Origin of the sequence: Xanthobacter pseudotagetidis (genome assembly GCF_043194795.2) — a bacterium.
GTDB classification, from domain to species: Bacteria; Pseudomonadota; Alphaproteobacteria; order Rhizobiales; family Xanthobacteraceae; genus Xanthobacter; species Xanthobacter tagetidis_A.
Genome location: NZ_CM195534.1, coordinates 3212208 through 3237475 on the forward strand (window position 1 = coordinate 3212208; position 25268 = coordinate 3237475).

The following is a 25268-nucleotide window of genomic DNA, read 5'->3' on the forward strand; positions in this document are numbered from 1 at the left end:
GCCGCCGCCGGTATCAGCCGCGCGGCCTGAATGGCACCGCGGCGCGGTCGGCTGGCCAGGCGATGCGCGGCACGCCGTCCTGGATCTGCGCCGCGGGCAGTACGAAATAGTCCTTGCCCACCCGCGGCGAGTGGCTCTTGGGATCGAACACCCAGCGACCGATGGCGCAGTTGTAGTCGGTCTTCTCCAAGGCGGCGCTGAGCTTGTCCGCGTTCACGCTCTTGGCCCGGGCGAGCGCGTCCATCAGCACCTGCGCGTTGCAGATGCCGAGGCCGTAGTCCAGCGAGGCCGCCATGCCGTTGGCCACCATCTCGGCGGCGAAGGCCCGGTGCGCGGCGCTGCCTTCGGCATCCACCAGGAGCGGCGTGTAGAGCAGCCCGTTGGCGAGCGGCCCCACGGCCTCCCGGAACTCCTTCAGTCCAGGATAATAGACCGCCATGTGGGTGGTCGCCATCTTCTGCTCGTCGAGCTGACGCACCAGGGCGGCACCCGAATTAGCCGCCGTGAAGATGGAGATGATGACGTCCGGGTTGAGCTGCTTCAGCTTGGAGATTTGCGGATAGAAGTCCGCGTAGCCGAGCGGCACCGCCTCGGTGGCGACGATCTTCCAGCCGTCGGCGGCGAAATCCGGCTTCATCACCTCGATGTTCGAGCGGCTGTAGTCCGTGTCCTCCACGACGAAGGCGATGGTCTTGGCCTTGGCCGGGATCTTGCCGTCCCTGGCGAGGTCGGTGATGGTCCCGACCACGGTCGAGCCGAGTGCGTCGCTGTTGTAGCCGAACTTCCAGAAGCGCTTGAATTTCGCCGGTTCGGCGCGGATGCGGCCGGCGATGGCGGAGCTCACCGATTGGCCGCTGTAGAAGATCTTGTCGTCATAGTCCGGCGCCAGTTCCATGATGGCGAGCGTCACCGAGCTGTTGAACAGGCCGGCGAGCAGGATGTCCACATTGTCGCGGGTGAGGAGCTTCTGGGCCGCGCTGACCCCCACCTCGGGCTTCGATTGGTCATCCTCGAAGATGATCTTGATCTGCTTCTTCTTGCCGTCGATCTCGACGCCGCCCGCCGCGTTCACCTTGCCGGCCACATAGTCCCAGCTCTTCTTCATGGCGAGCCCGGAGGTGGCCGACGGGCCGGAGAAGGGCCCCACCGCCCCGATGGTGACCGTGCCCTGCGCAAGCGCCGCGCCGGCGCCCAGGAGGAGGCCGACGGCGGCCCCGGTCAAACACCCCGCGTAAGCTCGCAAGTTCATCGCTGAATCTCCCGGAAAACGGGGCCTCGACAGGCGCCGGCTGGGTCTCGATGGGACATGATCCGCGAGGGAAATGCCTGCCACAATATCAATGTGATAAACGTAAGTTTGATATTCATAAAAGAAAAGACATACGCTCCGACCGGCCGGCGGCGCGGCGCAGCCCGCCCGGCGCTCGCCTTCGCGGCAGCCCTGCCGTCTCGGCATCGGGCCAGCATATGAAATGCGATATGGCATCCCCCTTTTTCATTATTGGACGGCATCCGCGCCTGCATCCTAGGGTTTTTGCCTACTTATTCTCGGATCCCAACCAGATCGCGGAAGATGGGAAAGTAGAAGAAGGAGAAAAACCATGACTGAAGGCGCGACGGCTCCCGACATCACGGCGAAGATCGCCGAGTTTGGCGCGATCTATCTGAAAGACCATCCGCCGCTCACCACCCGCTTCGAGGACGAGGTTGCGCGCTACTGGGGCCGCCCATGGGGTGCCCCCACGGAGGTGGGACGCCTGCGCTCGGTCCTGCTTCACCGGCCGGGTCCCGAGATCGGCGCCATCGCCGAACCGCTCTCGCGCTGGCGCTATACCGAGAAGCCCCACCTGCCGGCCATGATCGCCGCCCATGAGCGCCTCGTCGCGGCGCTGGAGGCGGAAGGCGTCGAGGTGGTGCTGCGCAAGCCCGAGGCAGCGGACGGCGCCCGCCTCGTGAAGTCGATCTACACCCGCGATCCGTCCTTCACGGTCAGGGGCGGCGTCATCATCGGACGCCTCTATGACGCCCTGCGCCGCGGCGAGGAGCAGCCCACCGCCCAGACCTACGCCGCCATCGGCTGCCCGATCCTGCACACGCTCAACGGCTCCGCCACCATGGAAGGCGGCAGCGTGGTCTGGGTGACGCCGAAGCACCTTGCCATCGGCGTCACGCCGCGCGGCAACGCCGAGGGTGCGCGGCAGGTGAAGGAGGTCGTCCTGGCAGCGGACCCGGACGTGGACGTCCGCTTCGTCGAGGTGAACCACCCCTCGGGCCACCTCGACGTGCCCCTGACCATGGTGAACGCGCGCACCGCCGTGCTCGACCGCTCCTGCGTCCCCGACTGGTTCGGTGCGTGGCTCTCGCGCGAGGCGCGATGCGAGGTGATCGACAAGCCCGCCGGCGCCTACGTGGAGGGCACGGTGGTGCTGCGCCCCGGCCGGGTGCTCTATGACGACGGTGTCCAGGAGCAGCGCCGTCGCGGCAGGCGCCTGCTCGAGAATCTCGGCCTCGAGGTCGTCGGCGTGGACCTCGACACGCTCACCTTCCCCCGCAACAGCGGGACCCTCCACTGCCTCACCATGCCGATCATCCGGGAGGACGAGCCCGCATAGCCGGAGCGCGGCGGGCGCGAGGCCTCATGGCTCGCGCCCCGCCGATGCCGCCGGCGGCCGAGCCCCCAGCCGCGGCGGCGGACGGGATCGGAGCGCCCCGGGCGGAGCAGCGGCATATGGCCTATTCGCGCGCAGATTGATACGTGTCATGGAGCAGCGCGCCTTCGCCGCCCATAGGAATGGCGGTCATGGCGAGCGGGCGCCGGGCACTGGGGTATCAACGCCACGGTCTCCCCTCGCAGGTGCTCGCACGCCGACGGATCCGCCAGACGGAAGAGGGAAGAGGATGCCCATTTCGAGCGCAACCGGCGGCACCGTCGGTCGTCACGGCAAGTACGACAACCTGATCGCCGCCGCGCAACGCCTGCCGAAGCTGACCGTTGCCGTGGCGCATCCGTGCGACGACGTCTCCCTCGGCGCGGTGCTCGACGCCGCCGAGCTCGGCCTCATCACGCCCATCCTGGTCGGTCCGCCGGCGAAGATCGCCGCCGCGGCCACCGCCGCGAAGCTCGACATCTCGGCGGTGCGCCAGGTGAACGCGGCCCACAGCCACGACGCGGCGGAAAAGGCCGTCGCGCTCGTGCGGGCCGGAGAGGCCGACGCCCTGATGAAGGGCAGCCTCCACACGGACGAGCTGATGGGCGCGGTGGTGGCGCGGGATACCGGCCTGCGCACGGCCCGGCGCATCAGCCACTGCTTCGTGATGGACGTGCCGGCCCATCCCGAGCCGCTCATCATCACCGATGCGGCGATCAACATCGCTCCCTCGCTCGAGGACAAGTGCCACATCGTCCAGAACGCGATCGAGCTGGCGCACGCGCTTCGTTTCGAGGAGGCGCGGGTGGCGGTGCTCTCGGCCATGGAGACGGTGAACCCGAGCGTGCCCTCCACCATCGAGGCCGCGGCGCTGTGCAAGATGGCGGATCGGGGCCAGATCACCGGCGGCATCGTCGACGGGCCGCTCGCGCTCGACAACGCCATCGATCTGGGCTCGGCGCAGATCAAGCACATCAAGTCGCCCGTGGCCGGGCGCGCCAACATCCTGGTGGTACCCGACCTGGAGGCCGGCAACATGCTGGCAAAAAGCCTTTCCTTCCTTGCCGGAGCGGACGCCGCCGGCATCGTCCTGGGCGCGCGCGTGCCGATCATCCTCACCAGCCGGGCGGATTCGCGGATGACCCGGCTCGCCTCCTGCGCCGTCGCCTCGCTTCTCGCCGAGGCGCGGCGTGCCGCGGCCAAGGCGGCGGAGGTCTGACCATGGCGCAGGTCCAGCTCGTCCTCAACGCCGGGTCGTCCTCGCTCAAGTTCCAGGTGTTCCTGGACGACGGCGCCGACGTGCCCAACCGGCTCTATCGCGGCCTGTTCGAGGGGCTCGGCACAGAGCCGCACTTCAAGGTCAAGGACCACGCAGGCGAGACCGTCGCGGACCAGCGCTGGCCGGGCGACGGGGCCTTCGGCTTCGAGGAGGCGCTCGCCCATCTCTCCGACTGGCTCTCCGCCCACCGCGGCGGGCACCAGCTCGCAGCCGTGGGCCACCGCGTGGTGCACGGCGGAGCGCGCTATGCCCATGCGGTACGGCTGACGCCGCAGGTCATCGCCGAGCTGGACCAGCTCTCCCCGCTTGCGCCGCTGCATCAGCCGCGCAGCCTGGAGCCGATCCGCATCATCGCCCGGCGCGTCCCGGGCCTGCCGCAGGTCGCCGCCTTCGATACCGCCTTCCATCGCACCCAGCCGGAGATCGCCCAGCTGTTCGCGATCCCCAAGTCGCTCAGCGACGCGGGGGTCCGGCGCTACGGCTTCCACGGCCTCTCCTATGCCTATCTCGCCACCCAGTTCCCGAAGGTGGGAGAGCGTTTGGCCGGAGGGCGGGTGGTTGCCGCCCATCTCGGCAGCGGGGCGAGCCTGTGCGCCATGGATGCCGGCCGGAGCATCGCCACCACCATGGGCTTCTCCGCGCTCGACGGGCTGATGATGGGGACGCGCTGCGGCACCATCGACCCCGCGGTCGTGTTCTATCTCCAGCGCGAGCTGGGCATGAGCGCCTCGGAGGCGGAGATGTTCCTGTACACCAAATGCGGCCTCGCCGGGGTCTCGGGCATCTCCAGCGACATGCGTGAGCTGCGCGAGAAGGCGGAGGCGGAGCCCGGCGCGCAGCGCGCCATCGACCTGTTCATCTACCGCATCAATCAGGAGCTCGGGTCGCTGGTTGCCGGGCTCGGCGGCATCGACGGCCTCGTCTTCACCGCCGGGATCGGCGAGAATGACGCGGCGACCCGCGCCCAGGTGATCGAGGCGGCGCGCTGGGCCGGCTTCGAGATCGACCCGGAGGCCAACCGCGCGGGCTCGGAAAGGATCACCAGAGGAAACGGGCCTCAGGCCTATGTGATTCCCACCGACGAGGAGTGGACGATCGTGCGCGAGATGCGGGCCCTGCTCGCCGCAGACGCGCGCGTGCCGGCAGGCTGAGGAGAGCCCCATGCACCCTCTGGACATGATGAAGGTCTATGGACGCGTCGTCGAAATCTACCGGCTTCGGCTCGGCGAGGCGATCTCCGCCTATGGCGACGTCATGCGCGGTGCGGCTGGCGCGTTCGCGCAGGCGGCAAGGCCGCAGACGCCGGAAGAGGCGTGGCGCGACACGGTCTCCTATACCTTCGATGCCCTGCAGCGTTCGCTGATCTTCTGGGACACGCTGCGCCAGCGCGGCAACAACTGGATCGCCCACGAGAAGGCCGGGAAGCCGCCGCTGCTGGCGTTCGACTACGAGATGATCGCCGATGCGCGCAGCTTCGAGCGGCCGTGCAACTACGCGCTCGTGCGCATCCTGCCGCCCGAGGGCGTGGTCGTCGACCCGGAGAAGCGCGCCTTCCTCATCATCGATCCGCGCGCCGGCCACGGGCCGGGCATAGGCGGCTTCAAGAAGGATTCCGAGGTCGGCTTCGCCCTGAAGGCGGGTCATGCCGTCTACATGGTCATCTTCTTTCCCGAGCCGGTGCCGGGGCAGACGCTGGCGGACGTCTCGCTGGCCGAATCCGAGTTCCTGCGCATCGTCCGGGCGCGCCACCCCTCCCCCGACAAGCCGGTGGTGATGGGCAACTGCCAGGGCGGCTGGGCGGCAATGATGGTGGCCGCCCTTGACCCCGACACGGTCGGACCCGTGGTGGTCAACGGCGCGCCCATGTCCTACTGGGCCGGCAACGACGCCGAGAACCCCATGCGCTATGCCGGCGGCGTGCTTGGCGGCTCATGGACCGCCCTGCTGGCGAGCGACCTCGGCGGCGGCGTGTTCGACGGCGCCTTTCTGGTGGACAATTTCGAGTACCTCAATCCCGCCAACACCTATTTCACCAAGTACTACACGCTCTACGAGAAGGTCGACACCGAGCCGCCCCGCTTCCTGGAGTTCGAGCGCTGGTGGGGCGGCTATTTCCTGATGAACCGGGACGAGATCAAGTGGATCGTCGAGAACCTGTTCGTCGGCAACAAGCTCGCGGCCGGCAAGGCGGAATGGGCGCCGGGCAAGACATTCGACCTGAAGGCCGTGCGCTCGCCCATCATCGTCTTCGCCTCGCTCGGCGACAACATCACCCCGCCGCAGCAGGCGATCAACTGGGTGGCCGACATCTATCCCACCACCCAGGCGCTGAAGGATGCCGGCCAGGTGGTGGTGGGACTGATGCACGACAGCATCGGCCATCTCGGCATCTTCGTCTCGGGGGCCATCGCGCGGCGCGAGCACGCCCAGATCGTCGACCTGATCGACTATGTGGAGAGCCTGGCGCCGGGCCTCTACGGCATGACGATCGAGGAGGACCGCTCCGGCCCGGAGCCGAAATATGACGTCAAGCTGACGGAACGGCGGGTCGAGGACATCGCCTGGCTGCAGAAGTACGGCCGCAGGGACGAGATTCCGTTCGAGGTGGTCGCCAACATCTCGCAATTCAATTCACGGCTGTACGAAGCGGTCATGCATCCGCTGCTCTCAGCCGCCATCACGCCCGAGATGGGACGGACGCTGCGCGCCATCCATCCTCTGCGCATGGCGCGGTGGGGGTTGTCCGACCTCAATCCGGCGCTGAAGGCACTGGCGCCGCTCGCGGATTTCGCCCGCAGTCAGCGCACGCCACGCAACGAGCACGGCCCCCACGTGGCCGCCGAGCACTTCGCCGCGACCGCGATCACCGCGGGATGGGACCTGTTCCGGCGGCTGCGCGACGCGACGGTCGAAACCGAATTCTTCCGCCTCTATGGCTCGTGGGCCATGCTCGATCCCGATCTCACAGCCCCGGTGGCGCCCGCTCTGGTGGAGCAGCCGCCGGCGGAAGTCGAGGCAGCGCTCGCCGCCGTCCGGGAAGGCGGCTTTACCGACGCGGCGGTGCGCATCGCGCTCCTTGCGCAGAAGCGCGGGGACGGCGAGCGCCGGCTCTCCAGGCTGAAACAGATCCGCGACCTGGTGGGGCAGGACGTGGGTCTACTGGCCCTCTCCGCCGATGCCGCGCAGGCCATCATCCGGCGCCAGGCGCTGATCGTGGACCATGCCCCCGACCTCGCGCTCGACACCCTGCCGTCTCTGCTGAAGACGCCGCAGGAGCGGACGCACCTGCTCGCGCTGCTTGACCGGCTCGGGGCGAACATTGACTTCGGCGCCTCGGTGGTCGCCCTCGCCGGCGCGGTGCGCGAGAGGCTGACGCAGGCGGACGCGCCAGCATCGGCCACGCTCACCCCTTTTTCCTTCGTCGCGACGGAGCGCGTGGGATGACAGGGATGGCCCGTTCCGATCCCGATCTTGCGGTCCTGGGAACCGCGCTGAAAGGCAAGCGCGCGCTGGTGCTCGGCATCGCCAATGCCGATTCCATCGCCTATGGCTGCGCCCGCGTGTTCCGCCGGCTCGGCGCCGAGCTGGCGGTGACCTACCCCAACGAGAGGGCGCGCCCCCACGTGGAGCCCCTCGCCCGTGAGCTGGGGGCTGCCATGATGCTGGAGTGCGATGTGAGCCGTCCGGGCGAACTCGAAGCCGTGTTTGCCCGCATCGCGCAGGACTGGAGCAGCCTCGACATCGCGCTCCACTCCATCGCCTTCGCGCCGAAGGCGGACCTGCAAGGGCGCCTCGTCGATTCCTCGGCCGAAGGCTTCGCCATAGCCATGGACGTGTCCTGCCATTCCTTCATCCGCATGGCGCGTCTCGCCGAGCCTCTGATGACCGCAGGCGGCACGCTGGTTGCCATGAGCTATCACGGCGCCGACAAGGTGGTCCCGAACTACAATCTCATGGGACCGGTGAAGGCGGCGCTGGAAAGCGCGGTGCGCTATCTCGCCTTCGAGCTGGGTCCGAAAGACATCCGCGTCCATGCGGTCTCGCCCGGGCCGCTGAAGACCCGCGCGGCCTCGGGACTGAAGGATTTCGACCTGCTCCTCGCCGAGGCGACCCAGCGCGCGCCTATCGGCGAGCTGGTGGATATCGACGACGTGGGCCTCACCACCGCCTTTCTCGCCACACCGTTCGCCCGGCGCCTCACCGGGATGACAGTCTATGTGGACGGCGGCCTGTCTATCATGGCGTGAAGCGCGCCGCCGCCCGCGCCGCAGGATCCGGACACGCCACCAATGGTGACGGACCGTGATCTTGCACCGAGGCCTGGCACCCGAAAGTGGGAACCTGCGCCGCTGAAGGTCGCTGAGCGCTCCCTCTGCCCGGGAGCTGCAACCTCGAGCCTCAGCGACAAAGCGAATGATTGCATCGGGTGGCTCCTGCTTGCTAGGAGCACGGGAAGAAATTTGGCAGAACGTAGGCAACCTTAGACATCGGGCTTCTTGATGAGTCGTTCCAGGCCGTTCATGGATCGCTATCGCGAGTTCGAGGATGCCCATCGCGGAAGCGTTGAACTCATCCGCGCCCGGCTGACGACGTACCTGCCCTTGCTCGACGAGGTTCAGAGCACGTTCGGCGAACGGACTGCGCTTGACATCGGTTGCGGTCGGGGCGAGTGGCTGGGACTGCTGATCGAGCGTGGCTGGTCGGTCGTGGGTGTGGACTCCAACCCGTCGATGGCCGAAATCGCCGCCGCCGACGGCCGCCCGGTCGTCGTTGGGGATGCCATCGACTATCTGCGGGGCTGCGCCGCGTCGTCCCTCGCGCTGGTCACAGCCTTTCATGTGGTCGAGCATCTTGAGCGTCAGGTCCTCGCCGACCTGCTGGCGGAGATCGAGCGTGTGCTGGTGCCGGGTGGCATCGTCATCCTGGAGACGCCCAATCCGGAAAACCTGACGGTCGCGTCGTGGTCGTTCCTGATGGATCCGACCCACAAGGCGGCGCTGCCGCCGCACCTGCTCGCCTTCTTCGTGCAGGCGGCGGGGCTGGAAAACCCAGCGATCCTCAGGCTGAACAGCCAGACGACGACAGCAGACGACGAGCCGGCGGGGTCCGCTTTGCTGGGCCTGTTCGTCAACTCCCCCGACTACAGCGTGATCGCCGCCAAGCCCGGAAGCAGCAGCGGGATCGCCGAGACGATCGCGCGCTTCGCCACCGCCCGGACCGAACGTTCTCCGGCAGACCTTCGCCGCCTCGCGGCGGAGATAGGCTCCCTTCGCACGACGGTTGCCAGGACCGAGGACTTGGCCCACACCGCTACGGCGCTAACGAACGCGACCGCGGCCCTCAAGGAGGTGACCGAGCGCCTGTCCGCCATAATCCGAATCCAGTCCGGCGAGATCGCCAGCCTTCAGTCGGCGAAGGCGCAGCTTGAGGCCGAGGTCGCCGACCTCCGGGGCGACCTCGCGGACACCCATGGCGCCCTCTCCGGATTTTCCGGCCTTCCGGCCGAAGCCGCAGCGGCACGCCAAGCGGGCGACCAGCTTCGCGCCGAGGTCGCGGCGTTGGCTGAGCGGCTGTCAAAAGCCGAGAAGCTGAAAGCGGAAATTACCGGTCTGCGCATCTCCGACGACCGCCTGCGGGAGCGGATCGATTCGATTGTCAAAGGTCTCGACAACCGCATCGCCGCCGAGCTCCAGGACATCGGGCAAAGCCAGCAGGGCCTTCGGTCGGATTTTCTCCAGTTGCGCCTTCGGCATGAGGAACTCGCGGCCATTCCGTTGCTGAAGCTGCTCGTGAGGGCGCGCAACGCGCGCCGGGCAGCGAAAAGGAAAATAAAGGGCGTGTTCGCCCGCGAGGCGCCCCTGCGGGTTGCGCTGCGCCGCATCGATCGCCTGATCACGCGACCGATCCGCAACGTGCGCGATCGTCTCAGACCCCCGCGTCAACCCGCAGCCACGCTGGTCCAACCAGGCGCGGCAGCATCCTTCTTCAGTCAGACCGCGAGCGAGCGTCTCGCTTTCCAGCGCCTTGCCTATGCCCTGGAATGGGAAACGAAGTCCCACCAGCCCGATCGCCCCGCCGGCTCGAAGCCGCGGCTTGCCTTCGTCTCGCCGCTACCACCGGAACGGAGCGGGATCGCCGACTACAGCGCCCAGATTCTGCCGGAACTCACGCGGCACTACGACATCGATGTCGTCGTTGCGCAGGAGAGCGTATCAGATGAGTGGGTTCGGACCCATTGCACCATCCGATCCGCAGCGTGGTTCGAAGCCAACGCCGCCCTGTATGACCGCATCCTCTATCACTTTGGGAACTCCCCTTTCCACATCCACATGTTCCCGTTGCTGGAGAAAATTCCCGGAATTATTGTTCTTCATGATTTTTATATTTCAGATGTTATCCTGCACATAGAAAATTATTGCGGGCATGAACATGAGCTGGCGCGATCCCTCGTGGTGTCCCATGGCTACGAGGCGGTCATTGACCGGTTCGCCGCACCGGATATCCGGGACGTCCTTCAAAAATATCCGGCGAATTTTAAGGTCCTGGCTGAAGCCCAGACCGTCATAGTTCACAACCACTATGCCCGCACCCTTGCCAACCACTTCTATCCGCAACTGGACACAAGCTCCTGGCACACGATCCCGCTTGTTCGCTATCCCGCTTCGACGACAATGAAAGCCGAGGCGCGGCATGCCTTGGGATACTCGGACGACGACGTTCTCGTCTGCTCGTTCGGCTTCGTCCACCACAGCAAGCTTTGTGATCGCCTGCTGGATGCCTGGCTCCAGTCGGACCTCGTCCACGATCCCCGATGCCATCTGATCTTCGTCGGCGAACTGCTGGACGACGCCTATGGCGAGGAAATGCGCAGGAAAATCGACGACGCGGACGTGGCCGGCCGCATCCGGATGACCGGCTTCGTCCCGGGGGACGACTATCATCGCTTTCTGCGAGCGGCCGACGTCGGCGTCCAGCTCAGAGGCGTCTCGCGGGGCGAGACTTCTGCGGCGGCGCTCGACTGCCTCGCGTACGGGCTCGCCACCATCGTCAACGCGAACGGCTCGATGGCGGAGATTCCCAGCGACTGCGTGGTGCAGATTTCCGATGCGTTCGAAACCTCGGAACTGATTGAAGCGCTTACCACTCTCTGCGCCAACGCGGCCATGCGCAGCGCCCTCGGCCAGCGGGCATCGGACGACATCGCCAAAAATCACCATTCCGCACTGGTGGCGCAGATGTATCGCGACGCGATCGAGACCGCAGCGGCAACGGCGCCCGGCCTGCACAACCTGGCGACGCTCAGGAGCACCGCCCGTCATATGATCGCGGCCGGCTCGGTCGATGAGGCATCGGTCCGCCGGCATGCCGCGGACATCTCGCGCGAAGCCCCGCTGCCACGCCCCTGCCGTCGGCTGTTCGTCGATGTCTCGGTCCTGGTGACCAATGACATGCGGTCCGGCATCCAGCGTGTGGTCCGCGGCGTGCTCCTTGAACTCCTCAGGGCTCCGCCGCCGGGGTATCGCGTGGAGCCGGTGCGCTTGAGCGACATCACGGGCCGCTGGCGGTTTTATCTGGCGCATCGCTATGCCGAGCAGGTCTTTACCAAAACGCCGAACATTCTTATCGACGAGCCGGTGGAGGTCGCCGAGGGGGATATTTTCCTGGGTGCGGATTTCCACACCGGAGGCATCGTGCAGGCTGCCTCGGCCGGCATCTTCCGGGAGTGGAGACAACGCGGGGCGCGGATCAGCTTCATCGTCTACGACATTCTCCCGTTGACGCTGCCGAACTGCTTCCCGCCGCACTCCGGACCCGGACACCGGCAGTGGATTCTCACGATCGCCGACATCGCCGATGACCTCGTGTGCATCTCCGCCTCCGTCGCATCGGCCACGCAGGAGTGGCTGCAAACCCATGCGAACCATCCTGACCGGCTGCCGGCAATCCATGCCTGGACCCTGGGGGCGGACATCGACGCCTCCCATCCAACCAAGGGCATGCCCGAGAACGCCGACGCCCTGTTGGACATGATGCGAAGCAGCGACTGCTTTCTCATGGTGGGCACGGTCGAGCCCCGGAAAGGCCACCTCCAGGCACTCAACGCGTTCGAGCTGCTGTGGGCCGGAGGCAGCGAGGCGAAGCTGATCATCGTCGGCAAGGAAGGCTGGCGCGACATTCCACGCGAGCACGCGCAGACCCTGCCGGAGCTTCTGGACCGCCTGCGCCCCCATCCGGAACTCGGCAAGCGCCTGTTCTGGCTCCAGGGCATGAGCGACGAGTTCCTCGACCGCATCTACCAGGAGGCGGATTGCCTCATCGCGGCCTCCCTCGACGAGGGATTCGGCCTGCCGCTGATCGAAGCCGCCCGGCATGGCATTCCGATCATCGCCCGCGACATTCCGGTATTCCGTGAAGTCGCCGGCGATTGCGCCACCTACTTCTCCGGCGACGACGGCGCCGCGCTCGCGGGAGCGATCGGGGACTGGTTGATTGTGTTTCGCGCGGGTCTCCACCCGCAGTCGTCGCAGATGAGGTGGCTGACCTGGGCCGAGAGCACCAAGCGCCTCAAGGATATTCTGATCGCGGCGCCACAGTTGGATGCCGACCGTCGAGGCGCTGCTCCCCAGCAGCGGCCGGCTGATGAATTGCCGGAGACTTGAGGCATGTATCACGCTCGACACCCGGAGCAGCACAAAGCGTTATTCAGTTTTATTGGGCTCATTGTTTCGGGCATGGTCGGCGGAGCAATAGCACTCGCCCTTTTCGGCCCAACCATGCTCCTTGGAGCGTCAGAATACTGGAATAGGATCAACGGCGACAACGCGGCATCCCTGATCGGGTACTATGCACTTGCCAACGACTCCTGGCGCTGGCCGCTTCTTTATACAAAACTTATTAATTATCCAAATGGAGGAAATATTTATTACACTGACGCAGTACCACTACTTGCTATTTTCGGGAAAATTATTTTTAAGAAAACTGGATTTCTATATCCATATCTAGGAGCATGGATTTTTATAAGTTATATATTAATGGGTATCTTTTCTTATCTCGTGTTTCGCATCTTGAATGTCAATATGATTGCGGCAATTGCGGGGGCGACACTATTTATCCTATTGCCAGAATTTATATGGCGCCATGTTCATATTGGCCTGATAGCACAATTTGTTATCGTCGCCTCTATTTATGCGTATATTCGCATTGTCTTGATCTCGAGACGAATTGAAATAATCGCCATATCCGCAATAACGCCATTTATTATTTTAATAAATGCTTATCTATTTGCCATGTGCTCTCCTATAATTATATCCGGATTATTTGACTCGTGGAGATTAAAGAAAATTGATATTAAAACTTGTATTATTTCAATTTTAGGAATGATATTCGTATTTTTTATTCTATTGACTTCACTTGGTTTAATCGGGCGCGGCGTCTCCCTTCCGGAAATTGGGGGATTCGGCACCTTTTCGATGAATCTCGCGTCCCCCTTCTGGCCGCAATACAGCTTATTGTCCTTTGGCCGAGGTTTCCTTGACCCAATAGGCGGTCAGTACGAAGGATTCAATTACCTCGGACTAGGTGTGTTGTTGCTATTTGCCCTTTCGCTTACCCTGCGCCCGGGCGCCTATCTGCATCTCATTGCTCGGTACTCATTCCTCGCCGCGACCCTCGCCGCGTTGGTAGTTTTTGCCGCCTCCAGCATGATTTATATTGGTCCGTATAAAATATTAGAGATAAACTATGATTCTATTCCACTCATCAATCGAATAACGTCCACATTCCGCTCAAGCGGCCGCTTCTTTTGGCCGGTATCTTTTATTATTGTTATCTGCTCTGTCCTCATTCTGTATCGGCGTCTCGGACCACGCTACGCAACTCTCCTGCTGCTAGCGGCAGTTATAGTTCAGGGCATCGATATCAGTCCTTTATTTCGTATTGCGCGCACCGATTCCACACACGCTGTCGGCGCAGTAGCCTCAGATTCCCCACGCATCAAGGATCTCATCACTTCGCGCAGCGCTATCGTTTTTGTGCCGGGTGCTCTCTGCGGCTCTAGGCGGAATATCAATTCAACCCTTGAAATGCAGCTCATGGCGGCACGCGCCGGCCGGCCGTTCGACGGCGCATACCTCAACAGGGGTGGAGCATCCTGCGGCGAACTTACCGCCAGCTTCGCGGCGGACCCGTTTCGCGGAATTACCGGTACCAGCGTCATGCTCGTGGCGATGAAAGAGGCTGTGAGCCCAACTGTGGTTGCCTACGGGCTGGGCCGGGATGTCGAGTGCCGAGAGAGCCGGTATGCCTTTTTCTGCGCCCGCGTTCCGCTCGATGAGAAGCTCTCGGCCTTTGGACGCGCTCCGAGCCAGCCTCCTAGCCTGCCATTGAACGTCAATCTGGATGCGAGTGGCGACGGCGCCGAATTCCTTGCGCAGGGCTGGTCGGTTCGATCCCCCGTGTTCCGATGGGCCGAAGGGACGAACAGCGTATTTCTCGCGCGCCTGCCGCAGGAGGCATGCAACGAGGTCCGCTTCAGCGCCGAGATCGTGCCGTTCAGCTATAAGAAATACGCTGTCGACACCGCCGAGGTGAGCCTGCTCGGAAGCGTCTCCCAGACCATTCGTCTCGGGCGTCTCGGCCAGCAGAGGATCGATCTGATCCTGCCATTGGATCGCTGCATCGACCACCTGGATATGAGGCTCGCCTTCACAGATCTGAAGTCTCCCCTGGAAGTCGGCATGAATGCTGATCCGCGCAAGGTGACGTGGGGATTCTACAACTACCGGTTCGAGGCTAAGTAGCTCGCGGTAGCCTCCCAAAGGAGCCTTCTCCGTCGAGCTGCCTGACGCGCTGGGCCTGATCGCGGGCCGGTGTTCCTGAGGAAGCGCGGATACCCCATTGATCCGCGGCGCGGGCGCGTCGCCCGGCTGGGACCCGGCCGGGCAAAGGGTTTCCCGTCGGACTATTCCTTCGCCAATCTAGACGAGGATTCCATGCTGCCCTGCGCCGCTTCGTCGCGCGCGGCCGGTGGCGCGGGATAGCGGCCCTGCCGAAGGCTCGACAGCTGCAGAACGAGCTGCGACTGCCGGTTGATGCCGAGCTTGCGGAACACGCGCTTCAGCACCACGCGGACCGTGCCCTCGGTGACGCCGAGCTTGGCGGCGGCCTCCCGCACCTCGGTTCCGCTGCCGATCAGAGCGGCAAGCCGGGCCTCGCCGAGCGTCAGGTTGAAGGCATCGCGCACCAGTGTCGGGTCAACCGGATGATCGCCCGCGATCGGCACCGCAAGGAGCAGGACCTGGGCCGCCGGCCCGGCGCCGATATGCCGCCGGCCCGCTTCCGTCACGGGGAGGGCCCAGACCACGGTCTTGCCGCCATCTCTGCCCGTCAGCACGCACGGTTGCGGTGATGACGACATTTTCTCTGCGTTGCTTGCAGCCTGCACAAGGGCGGCGAACCGTGGCCGCACATCCTCGGCCTGCGGAAGCACGCGCCCCGCCACCGTCGTGAAAAGACCGGAAAACCGGCTTTGCCCGGCAGCATTGGCATAAACGAGGTGCCCATCCGGGCCCAGCGCGTAGATGCCGGCGTCGACCGCGTCGAGGCCGGTGCGCAGCATCGCTTCGTCCGCTTCCAGATTGGCGAAGCGCAGCGACAGCCGCAGCGACTGCTCCACATGGCGTCCGAGAAGGCTGAGCCGCTCCATCTCGTCGGCGCCGAACGGCCCCTTGTCCTTCGCCCGCGGCACCGAGAGCAGGACCAGAACGTCCGCGTCCGGAAGGACCATGCAGCTCATCAACCAGCCAAAGCCCACGCGCGGGAAGAAGTCTACGAAGATCGGCAGGCGCTCGATCTCTTCGGCCGTGGCGACGCTGAAATCGTTGAACACGTCACCGACGGTGAGATGCATTTTCAGGGCCCGCTGGGCGTGGATGTCGCGCTTCCTCCACTCCTCGTCGGCATAGACCCGGACCGCCTCCCGCAACTCGTCGGAATAGATGAAGTCGGCTTCCGAGTCCTTGCTGTAGAAGATCACCACAGCGCCCTCGGCGTCGAACATCCCGCCGATCTTCGACAAGGCAGCCGGCCACAGCTCTGGCGCGAGCGCGGCGTCATAGATGCTCCGGACCGTATCGCTGAAAGCCTTCAAGACGCTCCCCCTCCGATCCGTCCGGCAGTTCCAGCGAGCACCACGGCCCCCTTCGTGCGTCGGGTTGCGGCCATTAAGCCGCCCGCCGATCACACGAATCCGATTTACCCATTTTGGGATATGGCAGAGCTCGAGTCGATCTGCAACACTATTGACGGCAACTGGAAATCTGTTTCGACGGAGTGTTTCTTTTATTTTACCCGCGACGTCACGTTAAAACTTTCTAATGTTAAATATTACGTGGAATTAATGATTGATCGATAAGCACCCAATATAGGAATTAATGTGGAAACGGTCGGCATATCAAACTTCCCTTGAGGCAGATCCCAACTCAAGTTCGCGCCGGTGGCGGCCAGATCGACAATTTCATCACGAACGTCGCGGAGGCATCGTGAGCACCTCGATCATCCAGGAACATCCTGAGAAAATTCGTTTCCCGCTGATGGAGGACCGCTCCATCGGCTTCCTCCTCGCCTTCGTGGCCGGCTTGATGAACGCGTGGACGCTCTATCACGCGCAGACCTTCGCCACAGTGCAGTCGGGCAACGTCATTCAGAGCGGCTATCGCCTGGTGCAGGGCGACTGGCCTGCCTTCGTCTTCGCGTTCGGCTCCGTGATCGCCTTTGGCGTCGGGTCCGCGGTGTGCGGCGTGCTGATGACCTCCCGCCTGCGCCACGGCAAGGTCTTCACGCCGGTGGTGCTCTGGTTCGAGTGCATCGCACTGCTCGCGCTCGGCGTTGCGTCCCGCCTCGGGCTCGTCGATCCCCACGTGGTCGCCTATGCGGTCAGCTTCGTCGCCGGCGCACAGGGCAATGCGTTCCACAAGGATCACGGCATGCTCTACGGCAACGTCGCGGTGACCTTCGTGGTGCAGATGGCCTTCAACTTCCTGGCGCAGAGCCTGTTCAAGAAGGAAGGGATCAACGGCGAGCCGAACCTCATGTGGGCCGGCATCTTCTTCTCGATCCTGCTCGGCTTCGCGGCGGGCGGTGCGATCGGATTTCTCGTCGACATCCGCGTCACGGACCATGCCTCGCTCTTCCTCGGCGCCGCCATTATGGTCATCATTGCCCTCTTCGCGGCTCGTCAGCCGAAGGCCGCCGATCCGACACCCGGCGGAATGATCGGCTGACGAGACCATCCCGAGAGCCGGCAGCCCCCCACGGGTATCATCCGCATATGGCGCCGGTCTCTTTGGCCCTGAAACCACGCGCTGCCCGGCTTGCATCGCATGCCGGGCAGTAAATGCGCTCTGCGTCTTCAAGTGAGAAGGTCTTTAGGTGAGAGGGCGATGCACCGGGCAGATCGAGCCAATCTGCCCGGATCGCGCTCTGGAAACCCCGGCGGAATGTTCGCTCCGCTCACGTCGGCGCGGCGAATCGAATTTCAAGCACCAATAGGAGCACACGATGGTCGACCTGCCGCAGCCGATCGTTGGAACCAAGGGGGCCAACATCGTTGGCCCCCGCAATCCGGAGGTCGAGGCACAGAACCCCGACATCCTGATCCCGCCTTTGACCGACAATGGCGGCATCCCCAATCTGAAATTCCCCTTCGCCATGGCGCATAACCGCCTGGAGGACGGAGGCTGGGCGCGCGAAGTCACCTGCCGCGAGATGGGCACCCTCAAGGAGCTGGCCATCGTCAACATGCGCCTGCCTCCGGGCGTGGTGCGCGAGATGCACTGGCACAAGGAGGCCGAATGGGCCTACGTGCTCCAGGGCCGGGTGCGCTTCTACCTGATCGACGACCAGCGGCGGACGCTGGTGGAAGACCTCGGGCCCGGCGATCTCTGGCTCGCCCCCGCCGGCTTCCCGCATGCGATCCAGGGCCTGGAGGAAGGCACCGAGTTCGTGCTGGTCTTCAACGACGGCAACTTCTCGGAGAACCAGACCCTGCTGGTGACCGAGCTGTTCGCCCATACGCCGCGCGAGGTCCTCGCCAAGAACTTCGGCGTACCCGAGAGCGCCTTCAACGGCATCCCGTCCCACGAGAAGTACATCTTCCGCCAGCCCGTTCCCGGCCCCATCGAGGAGGTCCGCAAGGAGCTCGGCGCGGTGGAGTTCACCGACAAGTATGTGTTCCGTGCGTCCGAGCTCGCCCCGACCAAGTACCCGGGCGGCGCGACCACGGTCGTGGACTGCAAGAACTTCGAGGTCACCAACCTCGCCGCCCTGTTCATCGATCTCGAACCCGGCGGCATGCGCGAGATCCACTGGCATCCGGACGCGGATGAAATCCAGTATTACATCAGCGGCAAGGCGCGCATGACCGTGTTCGACGCGGTGAACAACGCCCGTACCTTCGACTATGTCGCAGGCGACGTGGGCTATGTGCCGAAGACGCTCGCGCACTATATCGAGAACACCGGCGACGAGCCGGTGCGGGTGCTGAACGTATTCCACACCGCCGAGTACCGGGACGTCTCGCTCAACAACTGGCTGGCGCTCACCCCGCCCGCGCTCGTCAAGGGACATCTCGACATCGGCGACCCGCTGATGAAGTCGCTGCGGGCGACCCGCCAGCCGGTGGTGAAGGGCTGAGATGAGGGACGGAGCGGGACGCTCCCTTGGCTTCCCGCTCCGCCTTTTTCCAGTTCTCAGGCAAGGCGATTCACCGGCATCACAAGCGGGCCGGTTAACGTGTCCTCCCGGCTGCTCTAGAGTAAGCCTTGCGGCATCAGCCGATTCGATTTCCGTGGTTCACGTATGAGCGATTGCGTTTGCGCGCCATAGGGAGAACCGGTGGGCTTGGCGCTCCAGAACATCCCGCCAGAAAACAGCACGGAAGAAGAAGGCCAACGAGAATGAGCGCAGCACAGTTTCTCTCCGACTACATCAAGACAATCGACGTCCTGGCCCTGATCGCCCTCGCGGCGCTGGCCGTTGCCGCTTTCTACCGAAGGGAGAACTGGTGGCTGTGGCTCCTGGGCATCGTCGTCATCGCCTGGGCGGCGAGCCGGCTCCTCGGGCTGTTCTGAGCCGCGGTTCCGGCCATGGACACCCGCACGCCCGGGCCCGACGCGGGCCCGCCGGAGCCCGGAGCCGAGGCCCCCGGTTCCTGGCTGCGCGAGCTGGCGCGGATCAAGCCCGCCCCCTGGGAATGGGGGCGCGCCTTTCGCGCCGCCTTCTGCATCTGCCTGCCCTGGGCTCTGGGTCTGTCGCTCGATGCCGTCACGATTGGCCTGTGGGTCTCCATGGGCGCGCTGATGGCCGCGGCGGGCGAGCCCTCCGGCGCCTACGCGGCACGGCTCCGTCAGGTGCTCGGAGCCACCTTCATCGGCGCCTTCGGCTTCCTCGCGGGCTACCTGGGCGCGCTCCCCTGGCCGGCGGTGGTGGCGACCATGACGGTGATCGCCTTCGCCGCCGGCATCCTGAGCGGCATTGGCGCGGTCTTTTCCATCGGCGCCATGCAGGCGCTCCTGCTCGCATCCATCGCCATCGGCGTGCCGGCCATTGGGATGTTCTGGCAGGCCGCGCTGTTGTTTTTCGCCGGCGCCGTGCTCTATGCCGCAGTGCTCGCCGTCGAGGCGCTCGCGGCGGGCGAACGCTCGCGACGCTCGACAATCGTGGACGTGCTGGTCGCTCTCGCCGCCCTCGCCTCGGCCCGGCGCGATCGGCTGCTTGCGGCAAGCGGCGCCTCGCTGGACTCAAGCCCGCAGGTCGAGGCGGCGCGGCGCGTGGTCGTCGAACGCCTCCTGGCCTTCAGCGCCGAAGTGCTCGAAACCCGGCGCAATGCGGTAGGCCGCAGCCCCGAGGCGGATCGCCTTGCAGCGGTGCTGCAGAGCATCGACGCGGTCTTCGCAGCAATACTGTCCGCCAGCGACGCCGCAGCCCTGGAACGGACGGCTCGTCGGCTCGACGACGCAGCCGAGGCCGTGACGCACGGCGACGGCCTCGCACCGCAAGCCACGGCTGCGGACGCCCTGGGACACGCCGTCGCGTCCCTGTGCGCCGCGCTCGGCGAGCCCAAGGCCGGTGGGGGCGCTGGCCTCCCGCCATCCGGATTCGTTTGGCTCCAGACCGCCATCGACCAGCGCCTTCCTGGCCGCGAGGTCGTCCAGTCCTCGGCCGCCCTGGCGCTCTGCATGGGTGTTGCCTACGCCGCGCACTGGATCATCACGGCGCCGCACTGGTTCTGGATACCGCTGACGGTCAGCCTGGTCATGAAGCCCGACCTCGGCTCGATCTTCGCGCGGGCAGTGCTGCGGTCTGCGGGAACCGTGGTCGGGGCGGCGTTCGGCGCGCTGGCCCTCATCTTCCTGCCCAAGGGGCTGGCGCTGGTGGCGGCCATGGCCGTGTTCGCCGGCATCATCCCCTGGGCCATGCGCCGATCCTACGCGCTCCAGGCTGTGGTGCTGACACCGCTGGTCCTGGTGCTGGTGGACCTCATCGTCCCCGGGCCCAAGAACCTGGATTACGGCCTCCAGCGCGTGACCGACACGGTGACGGGAGGGCTGATCGTCCTGGTCTTCGGCTATTTCCCGTGGCCACGGACGCATGTCCGGCGATTGTCCGCGACCTTCCACGGCGCCAAGGAGGCCATGGCCGCCTATCTGCGCGCAGTCGCCGACGATGCCGCCCCGGAGCGGATTTCCGCCACCCGGCGGGTGGCCTATCGCCGGCTGTCCGGCATGCGGGCGCACCTCCAGGCGGCGCTGGCGGAGCCGCCGCCCGCCTGCCACGAGGCGACGGCATGGTTCCCGCTGATTGCCGCGGCGGAGCGCATCTGCGACCGGATCACCGCTATTTCCGCGTCGCAGCCATCCCTGTCCCAGGCCGATGCCGCCGCTCTGCACTATCTCGCGGACGAGATCGCCGCCCGACCCGACGCGCGCTCGCCGTCCGGCGCCGTGGCGCCTGGAACCCGGAACGCCGCGCTGGCCGACCTCTTCGACGGCATCGTCGGCGAGCTCGACCACATGGCGCGGCTGAGGGAAGCGGGGCAATTTCTCCTGGCGCCGCCGCTGGCGCTTCCATAGCTATTCTGGCATCGATCGGGCGCGGCGATGCCGGCCATGGCGCGAGGCTCGCCCGGTTTACGTTTCACACGCGTTGGGAAGGTTGGGACCATGCACGCACGCACCCTCATCGCCACGGCATTCGCCCTCGCGCTCGGCGCGGGCAACGCGGCCTATGCGGCCGCCCCGTTCGAATGCCCGACGAAGCCGCTCGAGGCGGCGCAGGCGGCCAAGATCAAGGCGCTGCTACCCACCGGCGACGCCTTCGACAAGATCGACCAGCTCAACGCCGCCGTGACCACGCTGAAAGCCGAGGGCGCCAATCCGGTGCTGGTGATCGACAACCTGATCGCCGCCTACTGCCCCGTGGTGGCATCGCAGTCCGGCCTCACCGACGCGCAGAAGTCGAGCCGCGTCTCGCGCTTTGCGGCCCGCATCACGCGCACGGTGTTCGCGATCGACGGCACGGACGAGATCATCCTCGATGTCGGCTTCCCGCCCTCCGTGGTGGACGCGATCAACGCCAAGGCGCGCGCCGCGGGGGTGTCACCCGAGGCCTGGATCCAGGGCACCGTCGCCTCGGCTCTGAAATAGGCCGGCCGAAGTGCCGGCCTCGACCCTCCCGGCCTGCGGGAGGGTCGCCGGTCCGACGGGCGGTCAGCGCAGAAGCGGGTCGGGATTGGCGTCGTGCAGCGGCACGTCGGCGATGCCCCAGCTCCGGGTGATCACATGCAGATGCACGTCGCTGGCGCCGTTCTTCTTCAGGATGCCGACGATCTTGGCGTCGTTCGCGGGATCGGGCGCGTGGACCCAGAGCAGCAGGCCGCCGCTCATGACCTGCTTGGCGATCTGATCGGCGTGCTTGCGGCCGAACACCCGCGCCAGGACCATGCCCAGGGCGCCGCCCACCGCGGTGCCCCCGGCGGTGGCGGCGATGACCGGGATCAAGGCGGCGCCGCCCGTTCCCACCACAGCCGCGACGCCGAGCCCCGCAACCAGGGCCGGCCCGCCGACCAGGGCCGAAAGCGCCTCGGTGCGCGATTCGCTGCCGACATAGGGGGCGCGCTGCGTGTCCGCGGCGTCGGCGAGCGCCTCGACGCTCATGAAGCCGGTCTTGGCGAGGCGCTCGCCATGGGCGAGCAGGCTCATGTCCTCCTGCCGCAGGCCGGCCTGCATCAGCTCGTCCACGGCGGCATGAAGCGCGGCCTCGTCACGGAAGACGGCGACAGCCTCCCGCTCCTCGTATGTGCGCTCGCCGGAATCGGCGCCATCAACTTCCAGGGACATAAAGGCTTCTCCTCGGCCGCGGCCTCGTCTTGCGTAGAGACCTTAAAATCAAGACCCGCCTTCGCGCAAGGCAGAACGCGCCTTTTCTCCGGAAAAGGATTGAGTATTTTGTAGAGCTACCATGTAAATGACCTCGGTAGATCGCACAATAATATTACATTCATCTCGTTTTCGGCATGTTCTGGGGGAATGGTCTTGAGCGTTTCGGAGCACATCCCACCGGCGGAACCCTCGCCGAGCCGCGCCGGTGATGCGGTGTTCTATCTCGTCGCCATCTTCGTCGGCGCGATCACGGGCGTGCTGGGCACGGCGCTGCACCTCGGCGTCGACCGCGCGCTGGAATGGCCCCGCCTGCTGCGGGCGCATATGGGACCGGGGATCGACGAGACCCATTTTCTGCTGATCGCCGGCGGCGTCGCCGCGGTGCTGGTGATGGTGTCGGTCTGGATGGTGCGCACCTTCGCGCCCGAGGCCGGCGGATCGGGCGTGCAGGAGATCGAGGGCGCCATGGAGGGCCTGCGGAAGGTGCGCTGGCTGCGCGCCCTGCTGGTGAAGTTCTTCGGCGGCTTCCTTTCGCTCGGATCCGGCCTCGTGATCGGCCGCGAGGGACCGACCATCCACATGGGCGCGTCTGTGGCGCAGGCGGCCTCGGAAGGCCTGAAGCTTCCCACCAAGGAAAACCGGGGCCTGCTCGCGGCGGGCGCGGCCGCGGGCCTCGCCGCCGCCTTCAGCGCACCGGTCGCCTCGATCCTGTTCGTGATCGAGGAGACGCGCCGCCAGTTCCCCTATTCGCTCAAGACCTATACCGGCGTGATGCTGGCGTCCGTCGCCAGCGGCATCGTCACCCAGGCGATCGCCGGGCCGCGCCCGTTCATGGCCATGGCCGTGCCGGCCATGCCGCTCGAATTCCTGCCGGTCTTCGTGCTGCTCGGCATCGTGCTGGGCTTTCTCGGCGTCGCCTTCAACCGGTGCCTGGTCTGGTCCCTGGACCTCTCCCTCGGCATCGGCCGGCGCACCAGCTTCTATCTCGTGCCGGCGCTGGTGGGATTCGCCGTGGGCGTGCTGCTCGTGGTGCGGCCCGAGGCCACCATGGGCGGGGAGCTGCTCGCGGTCTCCCTGGTGAAGGAGAACCTGCCGCTCGCCACCATGGCGCTGATCGTGCTGATCCGCTTCGCCATGACCATGGCGAGCTATTCCACCGGTGTGCCGGGGGGCATCTTCGCGCCCATCCTCGCCATGGCGACCGCCTTCGGCCTGCTGTTCGCCCTGTGCCTGGAACTGGCGCTGCCGCTGCCTCCGGGCGCGGCGGCGGCGCTGGCGGTGGCGGCCATGGGCGGCCTGTTCTCCGCCACCATCCGTGCGCCGCTCGTCGGCGTGGTGCTGCTGGCGGAACTGACCGGCGCCTACACCGTACTGGTTCCGGTGCTGCTCACCTGCATGTTCGCCAACTTCATCGCCGACTGGCTGGGCGGCAGGCCGATCTACGAGGTGCTGCTGGAGCGCACCTTGCGCCTCGACGGCCAGTCCCGCGCGCCCGACCCAGCCGCCGAGCAGCAGATCGGCGGCTGGGACCAGAGGTAGGTCAGGGCGCCTTCGCGGCGAGCAGCGCCGCCGATGCGTCCGGCGCCGCGCCGTTCAGCGCCTGGAACGGCAGCACCTTGGGCTCAGCTGCGCCGGCGAGGGCCGAAAGGTCGAAGCGGGTGTAGTTGAGCGCGCCATAGGTGCGCACGAAGAACAGCTTCCGGTCGAGGTCGGCGAGGCTGGTCCAGGTGGTGAACTCGGTGGCATACGGCGTCCCGGCTTCCTCCTTCAGCCCCTCCACCTCCAGGTGTCCGCCGCCCGCGCTCGGATAGTCGATGGTGGCGCCGCGCGGACGGTCGAACAGGTTCAGCACGTGGCCGAGCGTGATCACCGCCAGGTCCGGCGTCGCAGCCTTCTCGGTGAACTGGGCATAGTAGGCGGCGCGCACGAAGCGCCCGACCGAGGTGCTGGAGCCCGGCAGCCCGGCGGTGGCGATGCCGGAATCCGGCTGCGTCGCCTTGAAGGCACCGAACGTGGCGCTAGGCTGGTCCACGTTGCTGAGGTGGGTGTAATTGCTGAGATTGGTGAGGTGCCAGCTGAACTGCGGTCCGTTGGTCATCACCCCCACCGGGTTGTCGTAGACGTGCATCTCGCCCTGGTCGAACTCGAGCACCAGGGCGGCGCCCGAGGCGTCGTGCACCACGTAGTGAAACGGCGAGACCACGCCGCCGAGGATGGCGAGCGGCACCAGCATCACCGGCTGCGCCTCCAGCGCCGCCTTCACCTCGGCTACGGTGGAGAACTGCCCCAGCACCCAGGTGCCGAGATCGGAGGCGCAGAGCACCGCGCGCGTCATCTCCACAGAGCGCTGCTTGCCGGCCGCAGTGGGATAGGACAGCAGGCTGAAGGTGAGGCCCTTGTCGTTGAGGCCTTCGAGCACCTTCAGGTCCGCCATGGTCAGGGGCGCCGCGGCGGTGGGCACGCGAGCCGGCATGGTCACGGCAAGGACGGCGTTGCGCGCGGCAAAGGTGACCGCCGGGTGCCCCTCCACCTGCGAGACGGTGGAGAAGCCGGCCGGGAAATAGACCATCTGGTAGGGCAGATCGGTGGTGAGCTCGAGCGTGCGGCCGAAATAGGCCTTGCCGGCCGCGTCCTTGTAGACAAGCGAAGTGCACATCTGCGCCGTTCCCCCAGAAACCGATTCCCGAATCCGTATCCGCCCATCCCTGCCGGCAGGGATGGGCGGAATTTTACCGGAGCGCTCGAATAATCATCGCCGCAACCCGGACAGCCCTGACAATAGCTTGGGCTGAGGAATAATAAAACACGCACCATCGGGCGGCAGGGTTGCCGATGCCGGGATATTCAACGTGGCAACATGTGGGGGCCATTGCAATAGAACCAACCTCGCGCTCACGATATCCC

At 65.7% G+C, this 25268-nt stretch carries 17 protein-coding genes; 13 read left to right on the top strand and 4 right to left on the bottom strand.

The features are described from left to right. Positions 1–13 precede the first annotated feature (13 nt). Positions 14–1222 carry an ABC transporter substrate-binding protein gene (locus V5F67_RS14780; protein WP_509210575.1) on the bottom strand — a complete coding sequence of 403 codons (1209 nt, stop codon included), beginning with the start codon at positions 1220–1222 and terminating at the stop codon, positions 14–16. A 379-nt stretch (positions 1223–1601) separates the two neighbouring features. Here V5F67_RS14780 and V5F67_RS14785 point away from each other — a divergent pair, with 379 nt between their 5' ends. From V5F67_RS14785 to V5F67_RS14815, 7 genes are all read left to right on the top strand, one after another. Next, entirely contained in the window at positions 1602–2612 is a 1011-nt protein-coding gene (locus V5F67_RS14785) for a dimethylarginine dimethylaminohydrolase family protein (RefSeq protein ID WP_394017043.1), read from the top strand. Positions 2613–2898: 286 nt separating this feature from the next. Next, positions 2899–3867 (top strand): phosphate acetyltransferase, encoded by a 969-nt coding sequence (locus V5F67_RS14790; RefSeq protein WP_394017042.1) that lies wholly within the window; start codon positions 2899–2901, stop codon positions 3865–3867. Positions 3868–3869: 2 nt separating this feature from the next. Then, complete coding sequence (locus V5F67_RS14795) at positions 3870–5078, top strand: acetate/propionate family kinase (protein ID WP_394017041.1); 1209 nt, start codon at positions 3870–3872, stop codon at positions 5076–5078. 10 nt (positions 5079–5088) lie between these two features. Beyond that, on the top strand, positions 5089–7371 hold the full coding sequence (locus V5F67_RS14800; protein WP_394017040.1) for a DUF3141 domain-containing protein: 2283 nt from the start codon (positions 5089–5091) through the stop codon (positions 7369–7371). A gap of 5 nt (positions 7372–7376) precedes the next feature. Beyond that, on the top strand, positions 7377–8174 hold the full coding sequence (fabI, locus tag V5F67_RS14805; RefSeq protein WP_394017039.1) for an enoyl-ACP reductase FabI: 798 nt from the start codon (positions 7377–7379) through the stop codon (positions 8172–8174). A gap of 273 nt (positions 8175–8447) precedes the next feature. Next, entirely contained in the window at positions 8448–12587 is a 4140-nt protein-coding gene (locus V5F67_RS14810; protein WP_394017038.1) for a glycosyltransferase, read from the top strand. A 3-nt stretch (positions 12588–12590) separates the two neighbouring features. Further along, a complete protein-coding gene (locus tag V5F67_RS14815; RefSeq protein WP_394017037.1) occupies positions 12591–14726 on the top strand; it encodes a DUF6311 domain-containing protein in 2136 nt (711 codons plus the stop codon). A gap of 161 nt (positions 14727–14887) precedes the next feature. Here V5F67_RS14815 and V5F67_RS14820 read toward each other — a convergent pair whose 3' ends face one another. Next, positions 14888–16075: a helix-turn-helix transcriptional regulator gene (locus V5F67_RS14820; protein WP_394017036.1), complete on the bottom strand. Its 1188-nt coding sequence runs from the start codon at positions 16073–16075 to the stop codon at positions 14888–14890. Between the two features lie 391 nt (positions 16076–16466). On the opposite strand from V5F67_RS14820, the gene V5F67_RS14825 reads away from it, so the two are divergent. From V5F67_RS14825 to V5F67_RS14845, 5 genes are all read left to right on the top strand, one after another. Next, a complete protein-coding gene (locus V5F67_RS14825) occupies positions 16467–17207 on the top strand; it encodes a YoaK family protein (RefSeq protein WP_394017035.1) in 741 nt (246 codons plus the stop codon). A 277-nt stretch (positions 17208–17484) separates the two neighbouring features. Then, positions 17485–18618, top strand: coding sequence for a cupin domain-containing protein (locus tag V5F67_RS14830; protein WP_394017034.1), 1134 nt, complete (start codon positions 17485–17487; stop codon positions 18616–18618). A gap of 263 nt (positions 18619–18881) precedes the next feature. Further along, a complete protein-coding gene (locus V5F67_RS14835; RefSeq protein WP_394017033.1) occupies positions 18882–19055 on the top strand; it encodes a hypothetical protein in 174 nt (57 codons plus the stop codon). 15 nt (positions 19056–19070) lie between these two features. Then, positions 19071–21056 carry an FUSC family protein gene (locus V5F67_RS14840; protein ID WP_394017032.1) on the top strand — a complete coding sequence of 662 codons (1986 nt, stop codon included), beginning with the start codon at positions 19071–19073 and terminating at the stop codon, positions 21054–21056. 90 nt (positions 21057–21146) lie between these two features. Beyond that, complete coding sequence (locus V5F67_RS14845; RefSeq protein ID WP_394017031.1) at positions 21147–21629, top strand: hypothetical protein; 483 nt, start codon at positions 21147–21149, stop codon at positions 21627–21629. A gap of 63 nt (positions 21630–21692) precedes the next feature. On the opposite strand, the gene V5F67_RS14850 is transcribed toward V5F67_RS14845, so the two are convergent. Next, entirely contained in the window at positions 21693–22322 is a 630-nt protein-coding gene (locus V5F67_RS14850) for a general stress protein (protein WP_394017030.1), read from the bottom strand. A gap of 195 nt (positions 22323–22517) precedes the next feature. On the opposite strand from V5F67_RS14850, the gene clcA reads away from it, so the two are divergent. Further along, positions 22518–23903, top strand: coding sequence for a H(+)/Cl(-) exchange transporter ClcA (gene clcA, locus V5F67_RS14855; protein ID WP_394017029.1), 1386 nt, complete (start codon positions 22518–22520; stop codon positions 23901–23903). A gap of 1 nt (position 23904) precedes the next feature. Here the strand turns inward: clcA and V5F67_RS14860 are convergent, their stop codons facing one another. Next, a complete protein-coding gene (locus V5F67_RS14860) occupies positions 23905–25020 on the bottom strand; it encodes a linear amide C-N hydrolase (protein WP_394017028.1) in 1116 nt (371 codons plus the stop codon). Between the last annotated feature and the right edge of the window lie 248 nt (positions 25021–25268).